Annotated in this window: 16 protein-coding genes; 1 reads left to right on the forward strand and 15 read right to left on the reverse strand. The window is 48.9% G+C overall.

The window, feature by feature from the left end; all coding sequences use genetic code 11:
* Positions 1 to 243 precede the first annotated feature (243 nt).
* The 8 genes from OCV96_RS13315 to OCV96_RS13350 all read right to left on the reverse strand — a co-directional run bounded on the left by OCV96_RS13315 (position 244) and on the right by OCV96_RS13350 (position 9646).
* A complete protein-coding gene (locus OCV96_RS13315; protein ID WP_262594710.1) occupies positions 244 to 1587 on the reverse strand; it encodes an extracellular solute-binding protein in 1344 nt (447 codons plus the stop codon).
* A 274-nt stretch (positions 1588 to 1861) separates the two neighbouring features.
* The gene (locus OCV96_RS13320; RefSeq protein ID WP_227063544.1) at positions 1862 to 2878 is read right to left on the reverse strand and encodes a LacI family DNA-binding transcriptional regulator; all 1017 of its coding nucleotides are present in this window, start codon (positions 2876 to 2878) and stop codon (positions 1862 to 1864) included.
* 289 nt (positions 2879 to 3167) lie between these two features.
* Positions 3168 to 5012, reverse strand: coding sequence for a S8 family peptidase (locus tag OCV96_RS13325; protein WP_227063541.1), 1845 nt, complete (start codon positions 5010 to 5012; stop codon positions 3168 to 3170).
* A 72-nt stretch (positions 5013 to 5084) separates the two neighbouring features.
* Positions 5085 to 5486: a bacteriohemerythrin gene (locus tag OCV96_RS13330; RefSeq protein ID WP_022312079.1), complete on the reverse strand. Its 402-nt coding sequence runs from the start codon at positions 5484 to 5486 to the stop codon at positions 5085 to 5087.
* Positions 5487 to 5610: 124 nt separating this feature from the next.
* A complete protein-coding gene (locus OCV96_RS13335; RefSeq protein ID WP_227063564.1) occupies positions 5611 to 6972 on the reverse strand; it encodes a M18 family aminopeptidase in 1362 nt (453 codons plus the stop codon).
* Positions 6973 to 7033: 61 nt separating this feature from the next.
* On the reverse strand, positions 7034 to 7975 hold the full coding sequence (locus tag OCV96_RS13340; RefSeq protein WP_022312081.1) for a GDP-L-fucose synthase family protein: 942 nt from the start codon (positions 7973 to 7975) through the stop codon (positions 7034 to 7036).
* Between the two features lie 34 nt (positions 7976 to 8009).
* Positions 8010 to 9065, reverse strand: a complete 1056-nt coding sequence (gmd, locus tag OCV96_RS13345) for a GDP-mannose 4,6-dehydratase (RefSeq protein WP_117465913.1) — start codon at positions 9063 to 9065, stop codon at positions 8010 to 8012.
* Between the two features lie 29 nt (positions 9066 to 9094).
* Positions 9095 to 9646, reverse strand: a complete 552-nt coding sequence (locus OCV96_RS13350; protein WP_117465914.1) for a DJ-1 family glyoxalase III — start codon at positions 9644 to 9646, stop codon at positions 9095 to 9097.
* Between the two features lie 210 nt (positions 9647 to 9856).
* Between OCV96_RS13350 and OCV96_RS13355 the strand changes: the two genes are divergently transcribed.
* Entirely contained in the window at positions 9857 to 10366 is a 510-nt protein-coding gene (locus OCV96_RS13355) for a CYTH domain-containing protein (protein WP_022312083.1), read from the forward strand.
* 71 nt (positions 10367 to 10437) lie between these two features.
* On the opposite strand, the gene OCV96_RS13360 is transcribed toward OCV96_RS13355, so the two are convergent.
* From OCV96_RS13360 to OCV96_RS13390, 7 genes are all read right to left on the reverse strand, one after another.
* On the reverse strand, positions 10438 to 12207 hold the full coding sequence (locus OCV96_RS13360; protein WP_227063539.1) for a methyl-accepting chemotaxis protein: 1770 nt from the start codon (positions 12205 to 12207) through the stop codon (positions 10438 to 10440).
* Positions 12208 to 12283: 76 nt separating this feature from the next.
* Positions 12284 to 13474 (reverse strand): multiple monosaccharide ABC transporter permease, encoded by a 1191-nt coding sequence (mmsB, locus tag OCV96_RS13365; protein WP_227063538.1) that lies wholly within the window; start codon positions 13472 to 13474, stop codon positions 12284 to 12286.
* Entirely contained in the window at positions 13471 to 15015 is a 1545-nt protein-coding gene (gene mmsA / locus OCV96_RS13370) for a multiple monosaccharide ABC transporter ATP-binding protein (protein WP_022312086.1), read from the reverse strand. Before mmsA ends, mmsB begins: the two co-directional genes overlap by 4 nt.
* A 131-nt stretch (positions 15016 to 15146) precedes the next feature.
* Complete coding sequence (gene chvE, locus OCV96_RS13375) at positions 15147 to 16310, reverse strand: multiple monosaccharide ABC transporter substrate-binding protein (RefSeq protein WP_118537952.1); 1164 nt, start codon at positions 16308 to 16310, stop codon at positions 15147 to 15149.
* A gap of 201 nt (positions 16311 to 16511) precedes the next feature.
* Positions 16512 to 17561, reverse strand: a complete 1050-nt coding sequence (locus tag OCV96_RS13380; protein WP_022312088.1) for a sugar ABC transporter substrate-binding protein — start codon at positions 17559 to 17561, stop codon at positions 16512 to 16514.
* Position 17562: 1 nt separating this feature from the next.
* Positions 17563 to 19179 (reverse strand): response regulator, encoded by a 1617-nt coding sequence (locus tag OCV96_RS13385; protein WP_227733152.1) that lies wholly within the window; start codon positions 19177 to 19179, stop codon positions 17563 to 17565.
* Positions 19172 to 20668: a sensor histidine kinase gene (locus OCV96_RS13390; protein WP_262594711.1), complete on the reverse strand. Its 1497-nt coding sequence runs from the start codon at positions 20666 to 20668 to the stop codon at positions 19172 to 19174. Before OCV96_RS13390 ends, OCV96_RS13385 begins: the two co-directional genes overlap by 8 nt.
* Positions 20669 to 20670: the final 2 nt, after the last annotated feature.

Below are 20670 nucleotides of genomic sequence, written 5' to 3' on the forward strand. Positions count from 1 at the left end.
TATTAATATAAATTTTTAGTAACTGTTCCGAACATCTTCCCACGTTCATCTGACCAGTTACATAAACCTGCAGGCAGGAGTCGAACCCGCTTACCGGAAACGTTTCCTGTAAAAAAGGCATCCATCCACTACGTATTATTGTTCATAGCTTCAGGACGCCTTTCTATTCTCTGTATTCGTTCTGCACCAGAACGTTTTCATCATTCATTTGTCACAGAACCGGAACAGATCATCTTCCCAAACTTATTCAGCGGGTACGGAAACACCTTCTACCAGCTCATCCAGGGCTGCCTGGATACCTGCTTCATCATCAGCCTTCAGCTGACCCTGAGCTACCTTCTCACCAAAAGTCTTGGAAGGATCCCAGTACTTGCCGCCAACGATCTGAACTACACCATAAGCGGACTGCTCAGACAGAGCTGCAATAGCGGTATTGGAAGAAACCTCCTCGGAACCAGCTACATTGATATTGGAAGGTCCGATCTCTCTCTCTGCGAAACGTACTGCCTGGTTGTCTTCGTTGGTGATCCAGTCAGCCAGCAGAGTTGCCCAGCCTGCATTTGCAGAATACTTGTTAACACCTACCAGCTTGAAGCCTGCTACGGAACCCTGCTGGATCTGCTTGTCACCACAGGTATAGGTAGGAAGCTTGGTAGCTGCGTAGCCTTCACCGAAAGCGGTCTGAGCTGCAGCTGCATCCCAGGTACCGGAAACTACTGCACACAGTTCGCCGGAAGCGATCTGGTTAGAAACATCACCATCAGCGATCGGAAGGAATGCGCTGTTGCCGGCGATACCCAGCATAGCCTGTACAACCTGTACACCGGTAACACCATCAGCGCTGGTGCCGTTCCAATCCATAGCAGTACTGCCGTCATCGTTCAGTGCAGTAGTAAATCCTGCGCCATAGAAGAAGGAAGCATTGTACCAACCGGAAGCAAAAGTCATACCAACCTTCTTGCCAGCCTTCTCAGCTGCTGCAAGTAAGGTATCCCAGCTCTGTGCATCTTCGGGAGTTACTAACTCGGAATTGTAATATAAGAAGTAACCGTTATCAGCACTCATAGGGAATGCATACAGTGTGCCGTCCTTGGTTGCTGCGTCTACAGAACCGGGAGCGTTTGCACTCTTGACATCAGCTACGCTCTTGCCAGCGTAAGCTTCCAGAGCTGCGTCCATATCATCAACAGACTGCAGAGCACCTGCATTTACCAGATCGATCAGCTGATCAGATGCGAAAGAATACACATCAGCAGCAGCCTCAATATCGGTTAAAACAGTATCCTTAGCTGTGGACTCGGATTCGGTACCAAGCTGGATATCGAAGTTTGCATAATCTGCGTAATGCTCCTTGAAGGAATCGATCATGCCCTGTAACATGGGCTGATCTTCCTCAGCACCCCACATTCTCAAGGTAACGTCCTGCTTCTCAGCGGGAGCGGTCTGCTGTGCAGCCTCGGTGGTGGTTGCTGCTGCAGAAGTTGCTGTGGTATCTGTTCCGGCATTTGCAGAAGCATCAGAGTTTCCACAAGCTACCAGAGAGAATGCCATAGTCAGTGACATTGCTAAAGCGACTAACTTTTTCATTTTGTTATCCTCCTGTTTTGTTTTGCAAGTTTGTGCGTATTGCGCAACCGCTTGTCTACGATAATAGTTTAGCAACATTTCCTTATGTTGTCAATTTATAATAATGACTGATATTGAGATCTAAAATTGTGCACTTTGCACAATCATGCTTTGAAAGTCTTGATTTTACTTGGTTTTCAGCACATCCTTTTTTTGAAAAAAAATGCTTTTTTTATAATTTTTTTGAGCAAAATTAAGGAAAACGTTTTTCCTGATCATGATTTTCACACTCTTGTCAGCCTTTTGTAGACTCCTTCAGGATGATCTCATAGTCCAAAAGTGTTTTGTCAGGTACTGTTTTGCCATGGATCATATCCAACAGCACCTGACAGGATCTCCGTCCCAGCTCTGTGATATTGAACTTCAGCGAGGTTATGGTAACCGGATAATTTTCCAGAATGCGGCTGTAATGACAGGATGCCACCTTCATCTGGTCCGGGATGCGTACACCCATGCGGGCAAGCTTTCTGACTACCTCATCGCAGATGTAGTCATCCTGACACAGAATGCACTCCACACCGCTCTTTTTCAGCTCTTCCACTGCCTTTTCCACCATGGCTTTATTGCTTAAATCCGTGTACACCAGATCCTGGTTCAGCTTGCGCTTTCCCTTGCGGTAGGCTTCCTCATATCCCTGATACCTGCAGCGGTTTACCATCTGATCCATATTGCTTCCCAGGTAGGCAATATTCTGGATCCCTTTGGCGAACAGAACCGTCACCAGTTCCTTACAGGCTCCCACATTATCATGGTCTACCTGTACCACATCATCATCCGGGAATTTCCCCACAGCCACAAAGGGAATCTGCTTCTGTTTCAGGAATTTAACGTATTTGTCGTTCTCATAAGTTCTGGTAAGAATCATTCCGTCCACTTTCCGGTTCTGGATCAGCCGCTCCAATGGTTTGGTATCGTTTCCGTTCGTCGTGACCACGATAATATCATAATCATTGGCCTGTGCCACTTCTTCCACGCCATACATACAGGTATGGAAAAAAGGCATATCCACAAGGGTATTGACCTCCGGCAGGATAATGGCGATATTATTGGTCTTGGATTGTGCCAGGCTCTGTGCTGCCGCATTGGGATAAAAGCCATGTTCTTCTATGTAGTCGAGAATCCGGTCTCTGGTAGCGGCTCCAATACGGCCTTTTCCGGAGATCGCCCTGGAAACTGTGCTGGCAGACACCCCCAGTTCCCTCGCCACATCATGGATCGTCATTGTCTTATCATTCCCAGAATTATTGTTCATACCTTCATCACGCCTTTCCGTGACCTGCAACCTACAGATTGCAGGCACACTTTCCTCCCCATCCTTGCGCAATCCGTTATTTTCATACCTCTTTATTGTCACAATATGCGCAAACGATTGTTCTTGTTTATAGTATCATCTTGTGATGTAGCTTTCAATGCATCTTTTTACACAAATTGCCTCCTCATTTCTATACAATAGTTACAAAACAATCAAGTTTCTTGAAGTTATTTAACCTGTTTTGCCGCATTTTGTTCCGGAACTGTTTCCAATCTCATTCTTTATGATACTAATTTTCCAGGAGACTCTCCGCCACGCACAGTTTCCCATACCCCACCCGGTCATTGGGATATTCAGTCTCCCCCCTCAGTGGTCTGGCTCCTTTCCTGAAATATGCTTTTACTTTTTCGCCGTAGAGGAAGGGATCATTCCCCCGTACAATGCCCCATTCCATCAAAAGCGCTGCCGCACCACTAACAATGGGCGCTGCGAAGGAGGTGCCGGTCACGGGAGTAAAACTGCCGTAGACATCCGGAGCCTGGATATTCACACCGGGAGCCACAAGATCCGGCTTGGTCAGTCCCGCAGCAGCCACACCAATGGTTCTTGTGCTATCCGCATAGCCTCTGCCGGAGAAATCGGCATAGCTATCATAGACCTGGTCATAGGCTCCCACGGTGATCACCTTGGCTGCGGTAGACGGAATGGTCAGTGTCACCTGGGGTGTGGCACGGTAGAATCCGGTACTCTCCCCGATTCCGCTTCCCGCTGGGAGATACAGATAATATTGTCCTGTCACGGTCACTACCGGTTCCAGCCGGATTGTCCAGATCCCTGCATTGATGTAGCTTCCCTCTGCCGGGATCATGTCCAGATAGATTTCCTGTGCCACCGCATAGGGCAGAGGCTCTCCCAGATAAACCAGTATTCTAGTCTGTTCCAATTCCAGCGTGTATTTTCCTCCTTGGATATTTGTGGACAATTCTGCTTCCTCACCTCCCGGGGCCTGCAGTCTTATCCGGAACACATCGCTGTAATTTTTCCATAGCTGTATGTTCAGGTTTCTCTCATAATTGCCCACAGCCAGTTCCACGCGGCCGTCCCTTGTTATATTGCCGGCAAAATGTCCTCTGGCGGCTCCTTCGTTGCCGCTGCCCACGCATATCACCGTCCTGCCGATCTCCGAAGCATTGTCCAGGAACCTCTCCAGCAGAGAACTTCCATCGTGGGAACCGTAGCTGTTGCCGAAGCTCAAATTGATGACAAGAGGCATATTTAACTGTCTGGCTTTCCGCAGCGCATAAGTAACGCCTCTCATGATCTCCGTGGTCCGGGGAAAACCTTCCTCCCTGGGAAGTCCCAGTTTCACGATGATCAGTTCCGCCTCCGGGGCTGCCCCGGTATAGAGACCGTCCGCACTTCTCCCGGCGGCAATCCCTGCCACTGCCGTTCCATGGCCGGTCAGATCCCTGCTGGGGATCAGGCCGTACCGTTCCAGTACACTGCTGTTCAGTGCCCGGTTGATTTCCTCCTCCGTATATTCAGTCCCGATGGGAAATCCATCCGGTGTCCTCCCATATCCCGTATCGCCCGTTTCCTCCGGCGTTATCTGATTCTGTGGCAATGTCGGATTCCGCAGCGTCTCCTGCTCCCGTGATGCGGCCTGCTTTCCCGGAATCGTCTGATCCCATAGATACCGTATCCTCGTACTGCCATCTGCCTTGCGGAACACCTCCAGATCCCAGGTGATTCCGGAATCCAATACAGCCAAAAGAACGCCCCTTCCATTCAGAAAAGGCGTTCTTCTTGTCACCGGTGGAAAGCAGGATGCGCCGTCCGGATCTGTCTGCTGATAGTAAAACCGCTTAGGCTTCTCCACATACTCGATCTCCGGAGTCTCCGATACGGTATCTACCAGTGTCTCCGGTACCGTAAGGATCGCATATCCGGCAATCAGCTCTTCCACCACAATATTCTGTTCCCGCAGTCCGTCCAGACTGCCATGATATTTTACGATCAGCTCCCAGCTGCGGCTCTCCGCACTGTAACCTACATTCAGACTTTCCGTCTGTTCCCGTTCTTCCTCCGGGGTCTCCAATGCAAGATTCAGGATGTTTTCCAGTTTCTGGTCCATGGGCACTCCCCATTACTTCCGCTTCTTACATCTTATGTCCCATGTGGGAAATCATTCCGGAAAAGTCAGGTCTTACGCCTCCTTCGGAATCTGTCCATCCACATGAAGGATATGGTTGATCAGCCAGTCTGTCAGGTAATTCAGAATATCCATGATCTGCTCATCCTGATTTTCTTCATCTTTCTCATGCTGATCAATAAATTCATCCAGTTTGTTGATAAATTCCTGATGCTGAATCTTCTGGGTAAAAATCTTTTTGTACTGGATGGATTCCATATACGCTTCTTCATCTGAAAAATGTTTTACGGTATAATCACGCAGTTTTTCCAGAATTGCATCAATCTTGTCATACTTGTCCGGTGTAAACTCTTCCTGCAGCAGTTCGTATGCTTCACTGGCATAGTCAAACAACTGTTTATGCTCCTGATCGATCATGTCAATTCCAATATAGTATTCCGGTTTCATTTCAAACATAACTTCAGCCTTCTTTCGTATCTTTTTTGTATCTTTTCCTGTATCCTAAATATGCACTTTTCGTGCAGAACTTTCAAGTGCTTCCACGCTTTTTATACTTTTTTAAGAATTCCCGCTGCCAAAATCATTCGCCCCAGAATTCCTTCAGCGCCCGGACCGCATATTCCGTATCCTTCATGCCTGCTGTCTCCACAGCGGAATGCATGGCCAGCTGAGGCAGTCCGATATCCACGCTGGACACTGATACATGTGCGGTGGAAATATTGCCGAGAGTGGAACCTCCCGCAATGTCGGAACGGTTGGCATAGGTCTGGTAAGGTACCTTCGCCCGTTCGCAGTAATCCTTCATCCTTGCCGCGGAAATACCATCGGTGGTGTATTTCTGGCTGCCATGATATTTGATGACGATTCCGCCGTTTAAGTACGGACGGTTGGTAGGATCTGCTTTTTCGGGATGGTTGGGATGTACCGCATGGGCATTATCCGCAGAGATCAGGAAGCTGTCCGCCACCCAGCGCAGATAGCTGCTGTGATCCGCCTGCAATCCTTCCGCGATCCGCTGTAAAATATCTTCCAGAAAAGTGGAATCTGCACCCTGTCTGGTACCGCTTCCCACCTCTTCATTATCGAACACCGCACAGACATTGATATACTCTGCCGGAGTACTCTCCGTAAAAGCTTTTGTCAGGGCAAAAGCGCTCTGCAGATCATCCAGTCTGGGAGACAACACGAATTCTCCCTTTGCTCCTATCATTTTTCCTTCCTGTCTGGTGTACAGGAACAGGTCTTCTCCGAGAATCGTCTCAGCGTCCACGCCTGCCGTTTCTGCTGCCAGCGCTACCAGTGTGGGCTTCTCTACTGCTTCCGGCTGTTCCTCCGCATTCTCCGATGCGGTCTGTGCATCGTATGTAGTATGTGCATCATATTCGTCAAATGATACGTCCGCAAGCAAAGGCAGCAGATCCACCTGGGGATTGTACTCCACACCCTTGTTCATTTCCCGGTTCATATGGATGGCCACATTGGGGATCACGCAGAGATCTCTGTCGATATTCACCAGTCTGCCCTCTATACCGTTCCCGTTCTTCACAGCCAGTCTGCCAGCGACGGAGAGTGGTCTGTCCAACCAGGTGGACAAGATCATGCCGCCGTATTTTTCGGTGTTCAGACGCAGATAATGCTCCTCCACGGTCAATTCCGGCTTCTCTTTGATCTTAAAGCAGGGGGAATCACTGTGGGCTGCTGCCATATGAAAGCCCCTGATGCCGACCTCCTTTTCCGGAATCACAAACGCAATAACGGAAGAATCATTGCGCTCCGTATAATACCGTCCGCCCTTTTCCAGTTTCCATTCTTCCTTTTCCTGTAACTGCTGAAAGCCTGCTGCCTCCAGCATCCTTCCGATATTGGCCACTGCATGAAAACAGGTAGGACTTATTCTTATAAATTCCAGCATCTCCTGTGCTGTCTTCCGAAAATCATTCATTCTGTTCACTTCATCCTTTCCCGGGTCGTCTGTCTGCCTGCGCTGTTCGTGCCCGGAACCATTAGCGTTCCGCACGCATGGGATTATTGAGGAAATCCTCATAAGTCAGACGGATACCTTCTTCCAGCTCCGTCGTATAATGGTAGCCCAGGCTTTCCAGTTTGCTGACATCCAGAAGCTTTCTGGGAGTTCCATCCGGCTTGCTGGGATCCCATTTGATCTCCCCAGTATAACCTACTACCTTCGCTACCAGTTCCGTCAATTCCCGGATGGTCAGTTCCTTGCCGGTTCCCAGATTCACTGTCTCATCGCCGCTGTAGGTATTCATCAGATACACGCAGGCATCTGCCAGATCATCCACATAGAGAAATTCCCGCAGTGGGGTTCCTGTTCCCCAGCAGACTACTTCCTTCGCGCCGGATACTTTTGCCTCATGGAAGCGGCGGATCAGCGCCGGAAGCACATGGCTGTGGGTGGGATGATAATTGTCGTTGGGCCCGTACAGATTCGTGGGCATGACACTGATATAGTCGGTTCCGTACTGTCTGTTCAGGAACTCGCAGTATTTCAGTCCGGAGATCTTCGCCAGTGCATACGCCTCATTGGTTTTCTCCAGCTCAGAAGTCAACAGGCAGCTCTCCTTCATAGGCTGCGGTGCCATACGGGGATAGATACAGCTGCTGCCCAAAAACATCAGCTTCTTGCAGTTGTTCTGCCATGCCGCATGGATCACATTCATCTCCAGGATCATATTTTCATACATGAAATCCGCCAGTGCCTCACTGTTGGCCATGATGCCGCCCACCTTGGCTGCGGCCAGGAACACATAGTCCGGCTTCTCCCTGGAAAAGAACTCCTCCACGGCATCCTGTCTGCACAGATCCAGTTCCTTATGGCTGCGGGTGATGATATTGGTATATCCGTTTCTCTGGAGTGCTCTACAAATAGCACTTCCTACCATACCCTTGTGGCCGGCTACATATATTTTTGCGTCTTTTTCCATGATATTACAGTACTTCCTCTCTTTATTTCTCCTGTTATTCCGCGGTTTCCTTCAACACTACCGCTTCAGCCTTTGCCAGCTTCAGATCGTGCTCTGCCATCAGACGGCACAGTTCCTCGTAGCTGGTTCTCTGGGGATTCCATCCCAGCACCGTGCGGGCCTTCGTCGGATCTCCCCACAGATTGACCACATCCGTGGGACGGTAAAAGGCCTCGCTGACCTCCACCACCACCTTGCCGTTGGCCTTGTTGATTCCTTTTTCATGGATACCGCTGCCCTGCCATTCCAGTTCGATTCCCACATAATGGAATGCCAGTGTGGTAAATTCTCTTACGGTATGCTGTACACCGGTGGCAATAACGAAGTCCTCCGGCTTGTCATGCTGCAGCATCAGCCACATGCATTCCACATAGTCCTTCGCATAGCCCCAGTCTCTCTTGGAATCCAGATTGCCCAGATAGAGTTTATCCTGGATACCGCAGGCGATTCTGCCGGCTGCCAGTGTGATCTTACGGGTAACGAAAGTCTCTCCCCGGCGCTCGGATTCATGGTTGAACAGAATGCCGTTGACTGCGAACATATTATACGCTTCTCTGTATTCCTTCACGATCCAGAAGCCGTACTGTTTTGCCACCGCATAGGGGCTGTAGGGATGGAACGGGGTGTTCTCATTCTGAGGCACTTCTTCCACTCGGCCATAGAGTTCGGATGTGGATGCCTGATAAATACGGCAGGTCTCGGCCAGTCCCACCATACGCACAGCCTCCAGAATCCGCAGCACGCCCAGTGCATCTACATCTCCGGCATATTCCGGTGCCTCAAAGCTTACCTGTACATGGCTCTGGGCGCCCAGATTGTAGATTTCATCCGGTCTGACTTCTCCGATGATGCGCACCAGGCTGGTGGAATCCGTCATGTCTCCGCCATGGAGAACGATCTTGTCCTCCCGGATCAGATGGTCGATACGACCGGTATTGCTGATGGAAGATCTGCGGATCAGTCCATGCACTTCATATCCTTTTTCCAGCAGGAACTCTGCCAGATAAGAGCCGTCCTGTCCGGTAATTCCTGTAATTAACGCTTTTTTCATTTTCTGTCCTCGTCTTTCTCTTCAGCTGCTTACGGCTGAAATACAATAGCGTGGGCGCAGGCATCTGCCTTATCCTGTCCACAGAATACACCGGCGATCGCCAGTCCGAAGGGGATGGAAGTCCCCATTCCGCGGGAAGTGATCACGTTACCGTCCACTTCCACGGGGCCTGCAGTCACAGCCGCACCTTCCAGATGATCCTCGAAGCAGGGATAGGCGCATGCTCTCTTTCCCTTCAGGATTCCTCTGTGTCCGAAGATACTGGGAGCCGCACAGATTGCCGCAATGTATTTTCCCGATGCATAAAAAGCATCGATCTGCTGCATCAGGGGCTCACAGGCCTCCAGATTCTTCGTTCCCTGTCCGCCACCGGGCAATACCAGACAATCATATTCCTCAAAATTCACCTGGGACAATGTCATATCCGCAGTCACCGGAATCTTATGTGATCCCATCACCTGTTTTTCTTCCGTAATGGACACCATATCAATGGTCAGTCCACATCTGCGGCAGATATCCACTACCGTCAGACCTTCTATTTCCTCAAACCCATTTGCCAGAAAAATCGCTATCTTACTCATGGTTTTCCCTCGCTTTCCGTTTTGTTTTCTGTCTCATTTGCAAGTCATATACTCTGACTTTGCACAGTTATGATTAGTATACACAATTTGGAAGCGTAATTCAATTCCCATGGGCAGATATTTGCAGATTTCACTGTATTTTCAAGGAAAATCATGTTATACTAAAGAAGTGTTTTTAAGTCTTAATTACAGAAGCGAGGCATTAATACTATGGAAATCGAGCGAAAGTTTACCCTGAAATCCTTACCCGACAATCTGGAAAGCTATCCTTCTCATCATATCGAGCAGGTGTATTTGAATTATAATCCCGTGGTCAGAGCCAGAAAACAGGATGATGAATATTATCTCACTTACAAAGGCAGCGGCATGATGGCCAGAGACGAGAGCAATCTTCCGCTGAACGAGGAATCCTATTACCATCTACGGGAAAAAGCCGACGGCAGTGTGATCTCCAAAAGACGCTATCTGATCCCTCTGGAGCATCCCGGATTCAAAGAAGGCTTTCCCACTCCTCCGGCGGATTATTCCCTGACCATCGAGCTGGATGTTTTTGATGCCCCCTTCGCCCCTCTGATCATGGCAGAAGTGGAGTTTGGAAGCAAAGAAGCAGCAGAGGCTTTCGTCCCTCCCGCATGGTTTGACAAAGATGTCACCTACTGCAAGGAATACCACAATTCCTATCTGGCTCTGGAGCTGCATCACGCTCCGGAAAATTCCTAAAATGTAACTGCAGTCATTCAAAATGCACGGTAATTCCCCATCGGGAATCCCGTGCATTTTATTTTTTCTGTCTATACCACTGTAAAACAGCGGATACTTTCTTTCAACTGTCCCACTGCACCGGTCAGATCATCCACCGCATAGGAAATATCCTTCATCTCCTGCTGTAATCCCCGGTTGTTGTTCTTTACCACCGCCAGCTTTTCCGTACTGTCCTCCACGGTTGCTTCCATCTGTGAGTTAGCACTATTGACATTCTGCAGTACCGACAACAGTTCATCGATCTTCTGTCGGAATTCATTCATCATCTCATCCACATGATCCGCAGCCTCATGATAATTTGTGCCCGTATCCTCCAGAGCATCGTAATCTCTCATGACTCTGGTATTCACAAAATCCAAAAGTTTTGTAGCATTTTCGGAAAGTTCTTCCACGCTTTCCACTACCCGGTTACTTATCTCCTGGATATTATTGGCTGACTCTCTGGAGCTGTCTGCGAGCTTGCGGATCTCCTCCGCCACGACTGCGAATCCCCGGCCTGCTTCTCCTGCTCTGGCAGCCTCGATAGACGCATTCAGTGCCAGCAGATTCGTTGTTCCAGCAATTCCCAGGATTTCTTCCGTCAGTTCCGTGATCTTGTGGATCTGCCTGCTGTTGGCGATGGACTCCGTCATTGCCGTGTCGATCTCCTTCATCACCTGGGTTGCCTCCTGCTTACTCGCCACCGCCGTTGCCTTCATTTTTCCGGCCCTATCCTTGATATCCGCCGCATAATTGCGTCCATCCTGTGCCACCTCCAGCATGTTCTCCACCGTGGTATCCAGCACCCCGGTATCCTGTTGCACCCCTCCGATAGCCTCCGTGACAGACTGCATGCCACCAGCCATCACTCCCAGCTTCTGGGTGGTGTCCTCCGCGGTGGCATTTACCTTTTCCACATTGGAGATAATACCGGTCTGTTTTTCCTCCATATGTCCGCAGCTCTCGGTAATCGCCCTTATGATGGTCTGCATCTGCGCTACCAGATCATTGATGGCCATGGATAATCTGCCGACTTCATCCCCCGATTTCACCCGGATCCGTCTGGTAATGTCACCTCTGTTATTGCGAATGCCTTCCACCAGTTCATCCACCTGCCTCGTAGCATATTTCACCGGACCGATGACCCAGATCCGCAATCCCAGCATGATCACCACGACTACTGCAAGCAGTACCAGACTTGCCACCGCCACGATCATGGGCACTCTGGCCGCACTCTGCTCCATCTGTCCCTGTGCCTGTGCCATCTGCTCTCCGGTGATCTCCAGCATCTGATTCATATAGCTTTCAATATGTTCATTGAACATCGGCAGATTCGATGTGGCAGACACATAGGCCTGCGTCTTATTCTCTGCACTGGTGACCAGCAGACTCTCCACGGTCTTTTTGTATTTTGCCAGTTCCGCAGAAGCACTGTCAAACGCCTCTCTCCGGGCATCCCCCTCAGACAGCAGTCCTTCGAACTCCGTCATCTGTTGTTCCATATCAGTGATCTCCTGCAGGATCTTATCCGACAAATTTTCCATTGTCACACTGTTGGTGGTCATGACATGGGTCAACACCTGCCCGTTAATGTAAGTAAACTGTCTGGAAAGCTCCGAGATTTTCTCCTGTTCAGCCACCTGACCGGCCACGATTTCATCGTTGGTTACAATGACCGATTGCAACGTCTGCACCAGCACTCCCATACAGCTGAGTGCAGCAACTGCCAGCAGCAGTAAAAGTGCCACGATCTTGACTCCGATCCCGACTCCTTTTTTCTGCTTTCCTTCCCGCTTCTTCCGTTCTTTTCCCTTATTCATGCTCTTCTCCTCCCAATACCATCAAAAGGGCCTGCAGCGCATATGCACCGGGCCCTTTTGATTAGATATGTAGAAATTAATTCTTGGCAATTAATTTTCCACCACGTTTGGATACAACATCGAAGATAACTGCTGCCAGAAGTACCAGACCCTTGACTACCTTCTGCATATTCTGATCGACACCCATCAGAGACATACCCAGGTTAATAACACCCATCAGTACAGCACCTACGATAACTCCGGGTACAGTTCCGGTTCCGCCGTATGCGGAAGCACCGCCGATGAAGCAGGAACCGATGGCATCCATTTCATAGTTCTGTCCGTATGTCGGCTGTGCGGAAGTCATACGTGCAATGGTTACCATACCAGCTAACGCTGCCAGGAATCCCATGTTCATATAAGCCAGGAAATAAACCTTGTTGGTATTGATACCGGATAATTTGGTGGCCTTCTCATTACCGCCCACTGCGTAGAAATAACGTCCTACAGTAGTGTTGGAAGTGATGTAACCGTATACCATGATAACAATCAGTACCCAGATCAATACGCTGGGAATACCTTTGTGCTGTGCCAGACGATAGCTGAATGCCAGGATCACTGCAGCGATCACTACGATTTTGCCGATCGTGGAACCCATGCTGGGAGCTTCGTATCCTTTTTTCACCTTGTCGGCTCTATTCTTCAGCTGTAACACTGCAAAGATCACTGCAGCGATCACACCGGCAAATACACAGGTCAGATTGATGGGACCATTACCGAAGAAATCGGGAATATAACAGTCAGCACCGCCACCGAACAGATTTACGAATGTAGTGCAGTCCTTAATGGATACGGTCATACCCTGCAGGACTACGTTGCTTAATCCTCGAAAAGCCAGCATGCCGGCCAATGTCACGATGAAAGGCGGGATTCTCACATAAGCGATCCAGAAACCCTGGAAAGCACCGATCAGTGTACCGATAACAAACATGATCAGAATAGCCAGCCACATGTTCATTTTCATGTTGACCATGAGTACCGCTCCGATGGCACCGACGAAACATACAACAGATCCAACGGACAGATCGATGTTACCGCCGGTCAGGATACATAACAGCATACCGGTTGCCAGAATAAACACATATGCGTTCTGCGAGATCAGACTGCTGACATTCATGGGAAGCAGGATTGCTCCTCCGGTTCTCCATGCAAAAAATGCCGTAACCACGATCAGTACGAGGATCATGGTATATCTTTTTATAAAATCGAGGCCCTTTGTTTTATTCATGCCAATGCTCCTTTCTTACCGGCTGATAATATCTTGGACATGATAAGCTCCTGTGTTGCCTCACTGCCCGCCAGTTCTCCTACTATTTTTCCTTCGTTCATTACATAGATCCGGTCGCACATGCCAAGAATCTCAGGCAGCTCCGAGGAGATCATGATAACCGATTTTCCTTCTGCCACCAGTTGGTTAATGATGCAGTAGATTTCGTATTTTGCACCAACATCAATACCTCTCGTCGGCTCATCCAGGATCAGGATATCCGGATCTGTGAACATCCATTTTGCCAAAAGTACCTTCTGTTGATTACCGCCGCTTAAGTTTCCTACATTCTGCTCCACAGTTGGACATTTCGTATTCAGTTTGTTCTTATAGTCTACCGCCACATTGTACTCTTTGTCTTTATCAATAACAGTATGTCTGCTGATGGCATCCAGATTTGCCAGAGTTGTATTAATCTTGATCGGGTTGCTCAGAATCAGTCCGTTGCCCTTTCGATCCTCCGTCACATATGCCAGATGATTTTTGATGGCTTCCTGTACAGTATTCAGCTGTACTTTTTTGCCGTTGATATACAGTTCGCCGCTGATGTTGGAACCATAACTTTTGCCGAACAGGCTCATGGCCAGTTCCGTTCGTCCCGCACCCATCAGGCCGGAAATTCCCACTACTTCACCTTTTTTCACATTAAGATTGACATTATCCACCACCTTACGGTCAGAATACAGTGGATGATGCACGGTCCAGTTTTTGACCTCCATCAGGACCTCTCCGATCTTCGGCTCTCTCTTCGGGAATCGGTCGGCGATCTCTCTTCCTACCATTCCTTTGATGATCCGGCTCTCGGTAATATCATCTTTTCCCTTCACAAGCGTTTCGATGGTAGATCCGTCACGAATGACGGTGATCTTATCTGCCACATAAGAAATCTCATTCAGCTTATGAGAGATGATGATGGATGTCATTCCCTTTTTCTTGAGTTCCAGCATCAGATCCAACAGTGCCTTGGAATCCGTCTCATTCAGAGAGGCAGTAGGCTCATCCAGGATCAGAAGTTTTGCGTTCTTGGCCAGTGCCTTCGCAATCTCTACCAGCTGCTGTTTTCCTACGCCAATATCCTTTATCAATGTCTGGGGGCCTTCCTTCAGGCCTACGGTCTTCAAAAGTTCTGCCGCCCTGGCATTGGTTTCATTCCAGTTGATTTTGTACTTATGTCCCCGTTCATTGCCCAGAAACATATTTTCCCCGATCGTCATATAGGGAATCAGTGCAAGCTCCTGATGAATGATTACGATACCCTTTTCCTCACTGTCCTTGATCTTATCAAATTTGCAGACCTCACCGTCATAGATGATGTCCCCTTCGTAAGACCCATACGGATAAATACCGCTCAATACATTCATCAATGTGGACTTTCCTGCGCCGTTTTCGCCTACAAGTGCGTGGATCTCTCCCTCTTCCACCTGCAGGTTTACATTGTCAAGTGCTTTTACACCGGGGAATGTTTTGGTTATATTTTTCATTTCCAATAAGATTTTTGCCAATGGTATTCCTCCCAAGTCTTATTTCCACATTATCTAATCAAACCGTTCTATTTTGCTTTCCCATGAATACGGCAGGCGGGAAACGCCCGCCTGCCGTAAGGATCCCGCAGGATCCATATTATTTTATAAAATTACTGTAAATCTGCTTCTGTGTAGTAACCGGAATCGATGAGCAGCTCTTTGTAGTTGCTTGCATCAGCGAATACGGGCTCGCACAGGTAAGAAGGAATGACACCGGTACCATTGTCATAGGTTGTGGTATCGTTGACAGGTGCTTCGCCGCCCTTCATGACTGCGTCTACCATCTCTACTACCTTGGATGCCAGAGTACGGGTATCCTTGAAGATGGACATGGACTGTTTGCCGGAGATCATATTCTTAACGTTGGGCTTATCGCAGTCCTGACCGGTAATGATAGGCCACTCGCCGGTGTAGTTAGCTTCCAGAGAGTTAGTTACACCCAGTGCAGTGGAGTCGTTGGAGCACAGAACGGCATCCAGCTTGGTTCCGTCTGCATAGTTAGCGGAAATGATAGCGTCCATTCTGGACTGTGCGGTCTCAGTAGACCAGTTAGCGGTTGCAACGGTTTCGAAATCGGTCTGTCCGGATTTTACTACCAGCTTACCTGCGTCAATGTAGGGCTGCAGCACATCCATGGCACCGCCGAAGAAGAATCTTGCGTTGTTGTCACCGGGATCACCGGTTACCAGCTCGATATTGAAAGGTCCTGCTGCATTGTCCAGATCCAACTGATCTCTGATGTATTCACCCTGTTTCGTACCTACCATGTAGTTATCGAAGGTTGCGTAATAAGTAACTGCATCGGAGTTCATGATCAAACGGTCATATGCGATAACCGGAATGTCTTTTTCCTTTGCCTGCTCCAGAACGGTTCCAAGAGAGTCACCGTCGATGGATGCGATGACCAGAAGTTCGCAGCCGGAGTTGATCATATTCTCGATCTGGGATACCTGTGTGGGAATATCGTTAGATGCGTACTGCAGATCTACATCATAGCCTGCTGCCTCCAGCTGAGCCTGCATGTTGCTACCATCCTGATTCCATCTCTGCAGATCCTTGGTGGGCATTGCTACACCGACCTTACCGCCGCCTGTTGCACCAGAAGTCTCTGTCTTTGCTTCTGCGGAAGTCTCCGTCTTTGCTTCTGCGGAAGTCTCCGTCTTATTGTCCGTTGCCGGTGTGGTTGCCTGCTGTCCCCCATTGGATCCACATCCTGCAAGCATTGTAACAGCCATGGCTGTTGCAAGAAGTGTGCTTAATAATTTCTTCCTCATAAAAAGTAACCTCCCTTGTTTGGTTTGTTTTTGTTGACAAGTAGAGAATACCATAGATCAAATAGCATGATTTTATGACCTTCTGCACTTTTCTGTGCTGTCCGGAAGGCAAAAATAAGCTGTGCTAGCAATATTTTGTCTGCAAGCACAGCTATCTTACCAAATTTTTCCTAATCCTAGTTTTCTGCGTTCACGATCCCGTCAGGGCATTTCGGCAGGGACATTCAGATAGACATCTTCCTTCAGATGGAATCCACTGCCTATGATCACATCATTGATATTGGTCTTATCCACGCTGATGGGTTCCAGTCCGATATAGGGCACCTGATAGTTTCCGCTTTCTATCGTCACAGTCTCTTCTGGAAGCTCCTTTCCTTCTGCCAGAAGCACGGCACATTCCGCAGCCTTCTGGGCCAGCTTCTCCACTGGCTTATAAACCGTCATGACCTGTGTTCCTTCTACGATCCGCTGACAGGCTTCCAGATCGGCATCCTGCCCAACGACCATGATGTCTCCCGCCATCCTCTTTTCCTTCAGGGCATGCACCACCTTACTGGCCAGATCATCGTTGCCACACATGATGGCATCCGCTTCCGAGACAACATCCATATGGTCATAGACATAGGCCGCTGCGAGCTCCGCTTTCCATCCGTCCGCATGCATGGAATCCAGGATTGTCACCTGATGATCCTCCATCACCTTCCGGAATCCTTTCTCTACCATAGCCACGTTGCTGTCCACCGCAGAACCTCCCAGCATCAGCACTTTTCCACCAGACAGCCCGTTATCCACCAGTGCTTCTCCCATCATGGTGCCGACGCGCTCGTTGTCGAAAGTGATATACAGATCAATATCCGAATCCATGATCATTCGGTCGTAGGCGATGACTTTAATCCCTGCTTCCTTCGCCTTTTGCACCTGCTCTGCCAGCCCCTCGGAATCAATGCAGATGATGACAATAACGTCCATTCCCTTATCAATGAAATAATTGATCTGTTTCTTCTGCTGTTCCAGATCCCCGTTGGCATTCTGTACATTGACCTCCGCCCCCAGTTCCTTGGCTGTGGATACGAAGATATCCCGGTCTGTCTGCCACCTCTCGATGACAAAAGAATCGAAGCTCATGCCGATCTGGATCTTCCGGTCCTGTGCGGCATCCCCGGACGTTTTACTGCTGTCCAGATTACCGCAGGCGCCGAGTGTCAGCACACAGACAAGCACAACCGCTGCATATTTCCACATTTTTTTCATTTTACACACTGCCCTGTTCATATATTTTTCCCCGATTCTCCTTATAGACCGTCGGAGTGACCCCCACGTTCTTTTTAAAGCTGCGGCTGAAATAATTCGGATCTGAATATCCCGTTCTGACGCAGATCTCCTTCATGGAGCACTCCGTGGTCTCCAACAGTTCCTTTGCCTTATCCATTCGCAGATTCGTCAGATATTCGATGAAATTCTCTCCCGTGGTTTCCTTGAAAAGCTTGCTGAAATAATACGGGCTGATATTGACCTCTCTGGATACATCATCCAGGGAAATGTCTTTGTGGTAATTATTCTTAATGTAATTTTTGGCCATTTCAATGATACTGCCGGACTTCTCTTCTCTCTTGTTCAAAACATTGCGGCAAGACTCTTTTACCTTTTCCAGGAACCAGGTCTTCATGGCCGATGGCTCTGCCATCTCCATGACCTGCGGCAGATAATCCGCCCGGGAGTTCAATTGATAAGTCATACCGCCTTTCTCATAGGCAATGTGTTCCGACCACAGCACAAATTCCAGGATCTTCAGGCGCATGTTCATCAAATCCGATCCGATGTCCGTCATCCAGTCAAAAAATGCCGCTGCCGTTGCCGAAGCATTATCGATGTCTCCGTCCTCAATCTCCGCAAACAGCTTCTTCTCCAGTTTCACCGGATAGTTTCCGGCAAATTCGCAGCGGATCGGCAGATCATCCACATGAGCCACACTGCCCGTGGATGCCACCAGTGCATTCAGCGCCTCGGTATAGGACTCTGATGCCATGAGAAAATCCTTCGGTCCTCCGATGCCGATACGGAAGCTGATATCCGTACGCTTGCGCATGTAGCGCACCAGTTCCCTGGCTTTCTCGATCAGTTCAATACGTTCGTTGTAATCCATTATTTCTTTTTCGTAAGGAACCAGCACCGCCAGCTTATTGGCCATCACCGTTCCCACGATACAGTCAAAGTGTTCCTTCAGACAATCCCTTACCTCCTGATAATGCTTCTGCATCCGGACACTGCTGCCCACTGCGTTCGTCATATGATTGCCCTGCTGCTCGTCACCGCTGACCACCGCGATCATATAAGCATACTGCCGCGTAATCCCCAGAATGGAACGGTAATTCTCGATATCCTCCCTGAAATGCTCCTGCAGGAGAATATTGTGGATCAGTCCACTTTCAATAATGGGAACCACTGTCTCCAGCTTTTCCTTGATCAACAGCTCATTTTTCCGCTTCAGACGCTCGGCATCGATATTTTCCATGGCCTTGCGAAGAGCGTTCACGATCCTGGTCTTCTCCATGGGTTTGGTGATATACTCCATAACTCCCAGCTTGATTGCTTCCTTGGCATAGTCGAATTTATCATAGGCCGACATCACAATAAACACCGTGTGATTATTGGTCCTGCGGATCTCTTTCATGGCATCGATGCCGTTGATCCCCGGCATCTGGATATCCATGACTGCAATGTCCGGTCGAAAGCTCTCCGCCAGTTCGATGACACTCCTTCCGGTTTTGGCATACTGCACTTCACAGATATCCTTAAATTCTTTCTCAATAATGAACTTCAGGGAATCGATCACGATTCCTTCATCATCTGCCAACATGATCTTATACATCTGCTTTTTCTCTCTCCTTTACCGGAAGATACAGGATCACTTCCGTGCCCTGGTTCCTGCCATCACTACGGATCGTCATGACATCTTCGTTCTGGGTGAACAGCTTCAGTCTTGCTATGACATTTCCCATGGCGATACCGTTGGAACCGGAGCTCTGCCGCTCCTCATGGTAGGTTCCATTTCTCAGCTTCTCTATGATCTCCGCATCCATACCGATGCCGTTGTCCCGGATACTGATGACCAGCGTATCTTCTTCCCCGTAATACACCTTCAGCCAGATCCGTCCTTCTCCACTCATCTCCCGGATACCGTGATTTACACAATTTTCCACAATGGGCTGCAGGATCATGCTGGGCACGGCACAATCCAACAGATCCTCCGAAATCTCCTTTTCATAATGAATATCTCCGGAAAAGCGGACATTCAGGATATAAATATAATGATCGATCAACTCCAGTTCCTCCCGGAGCGTGACGATATCATTGCCCTTTTTCACATTATAGCGGAAGAAATCCGCCACATTCTGTATATAATCATAGGTTCGGTCCGCCCCCTCCATCATCGCCAGCTGAGCTCCGGCATTGAGGGTGTTGAACAGAAAATGGGGATTGATCTGCGCCTGCAGATATTTCAGCTGCGCATCCTTCAGATGGGATTCCATCAGAAGTTCCTTCTCCATCAGTGAACGCTGGATCTCCATACTCTGCCGCAGTCTCTCCAGATATTGTCTGATACTGATAACCATCTGGTTGAACGCTCCGGTTACCACGCCGATCTCATCCTCCGACTGCACCGGCAGAAGTTCCGTATCAAAATTTTCACCCGCCACTTCATTGGCCATTACCGTGAGCCTCTTCAACGGACTGATGATTTCTCCCGTCAGTTTTACCACAATGGCCACGCTGATCACTGCCACGATCGTCAGGGTAATGACACTGAACAGTTCAAAGCTGCGGAATGCCACTGACAGGCGGCTGTAGTTCTCGGAATTGCTGCGGAACTGTTCGTTATTCAGACTGTATATATAAGTATTTATGTACTCATACATCTGGGTGGCATTTTCATAGCGCACCCTGTATTTTTCCACGTTTCGTCCTCTCTTGGCTTCGATGGTCTGCCCCACCAGATCCAGATACTCCTCAGACATATGCCGGATGCTACGCTCCATCCGTCGAAAGGTGGCTTCCGTCACGTCATCACTCAACCCCTGTACCATCTGGGCATAAATCTGTTCACTGCGATAGAATTCCTCCAGGGAATCACTGGTCTTGGAATCCAGATACTCTGTCATGCTGTCCTGTACTGCCGTCAGGGCATCCGACAGTTCATTCAGCCGCAGATTCCCCTGATAGACCATATCGATTTCAGAGGACATGCTGTTGATGCCAAGGATCAGAATTACCGTCACCGCAAACACCACCAGATTTACCAGAATAAAAATGCTGCTCATCTTCGCCTGAAGAGACAGCTGCCGAAATTTCTTTGTCATAC

The organism is Waltera acetigignens, assembly GCF_025567015.1.
Taxonomy (GTDB): Bacteria; Bacillota; Clostridia; order Lachnospirales; family Lachnospiraceae; genus Acetatifactor; species Acetatifactor acetigignens.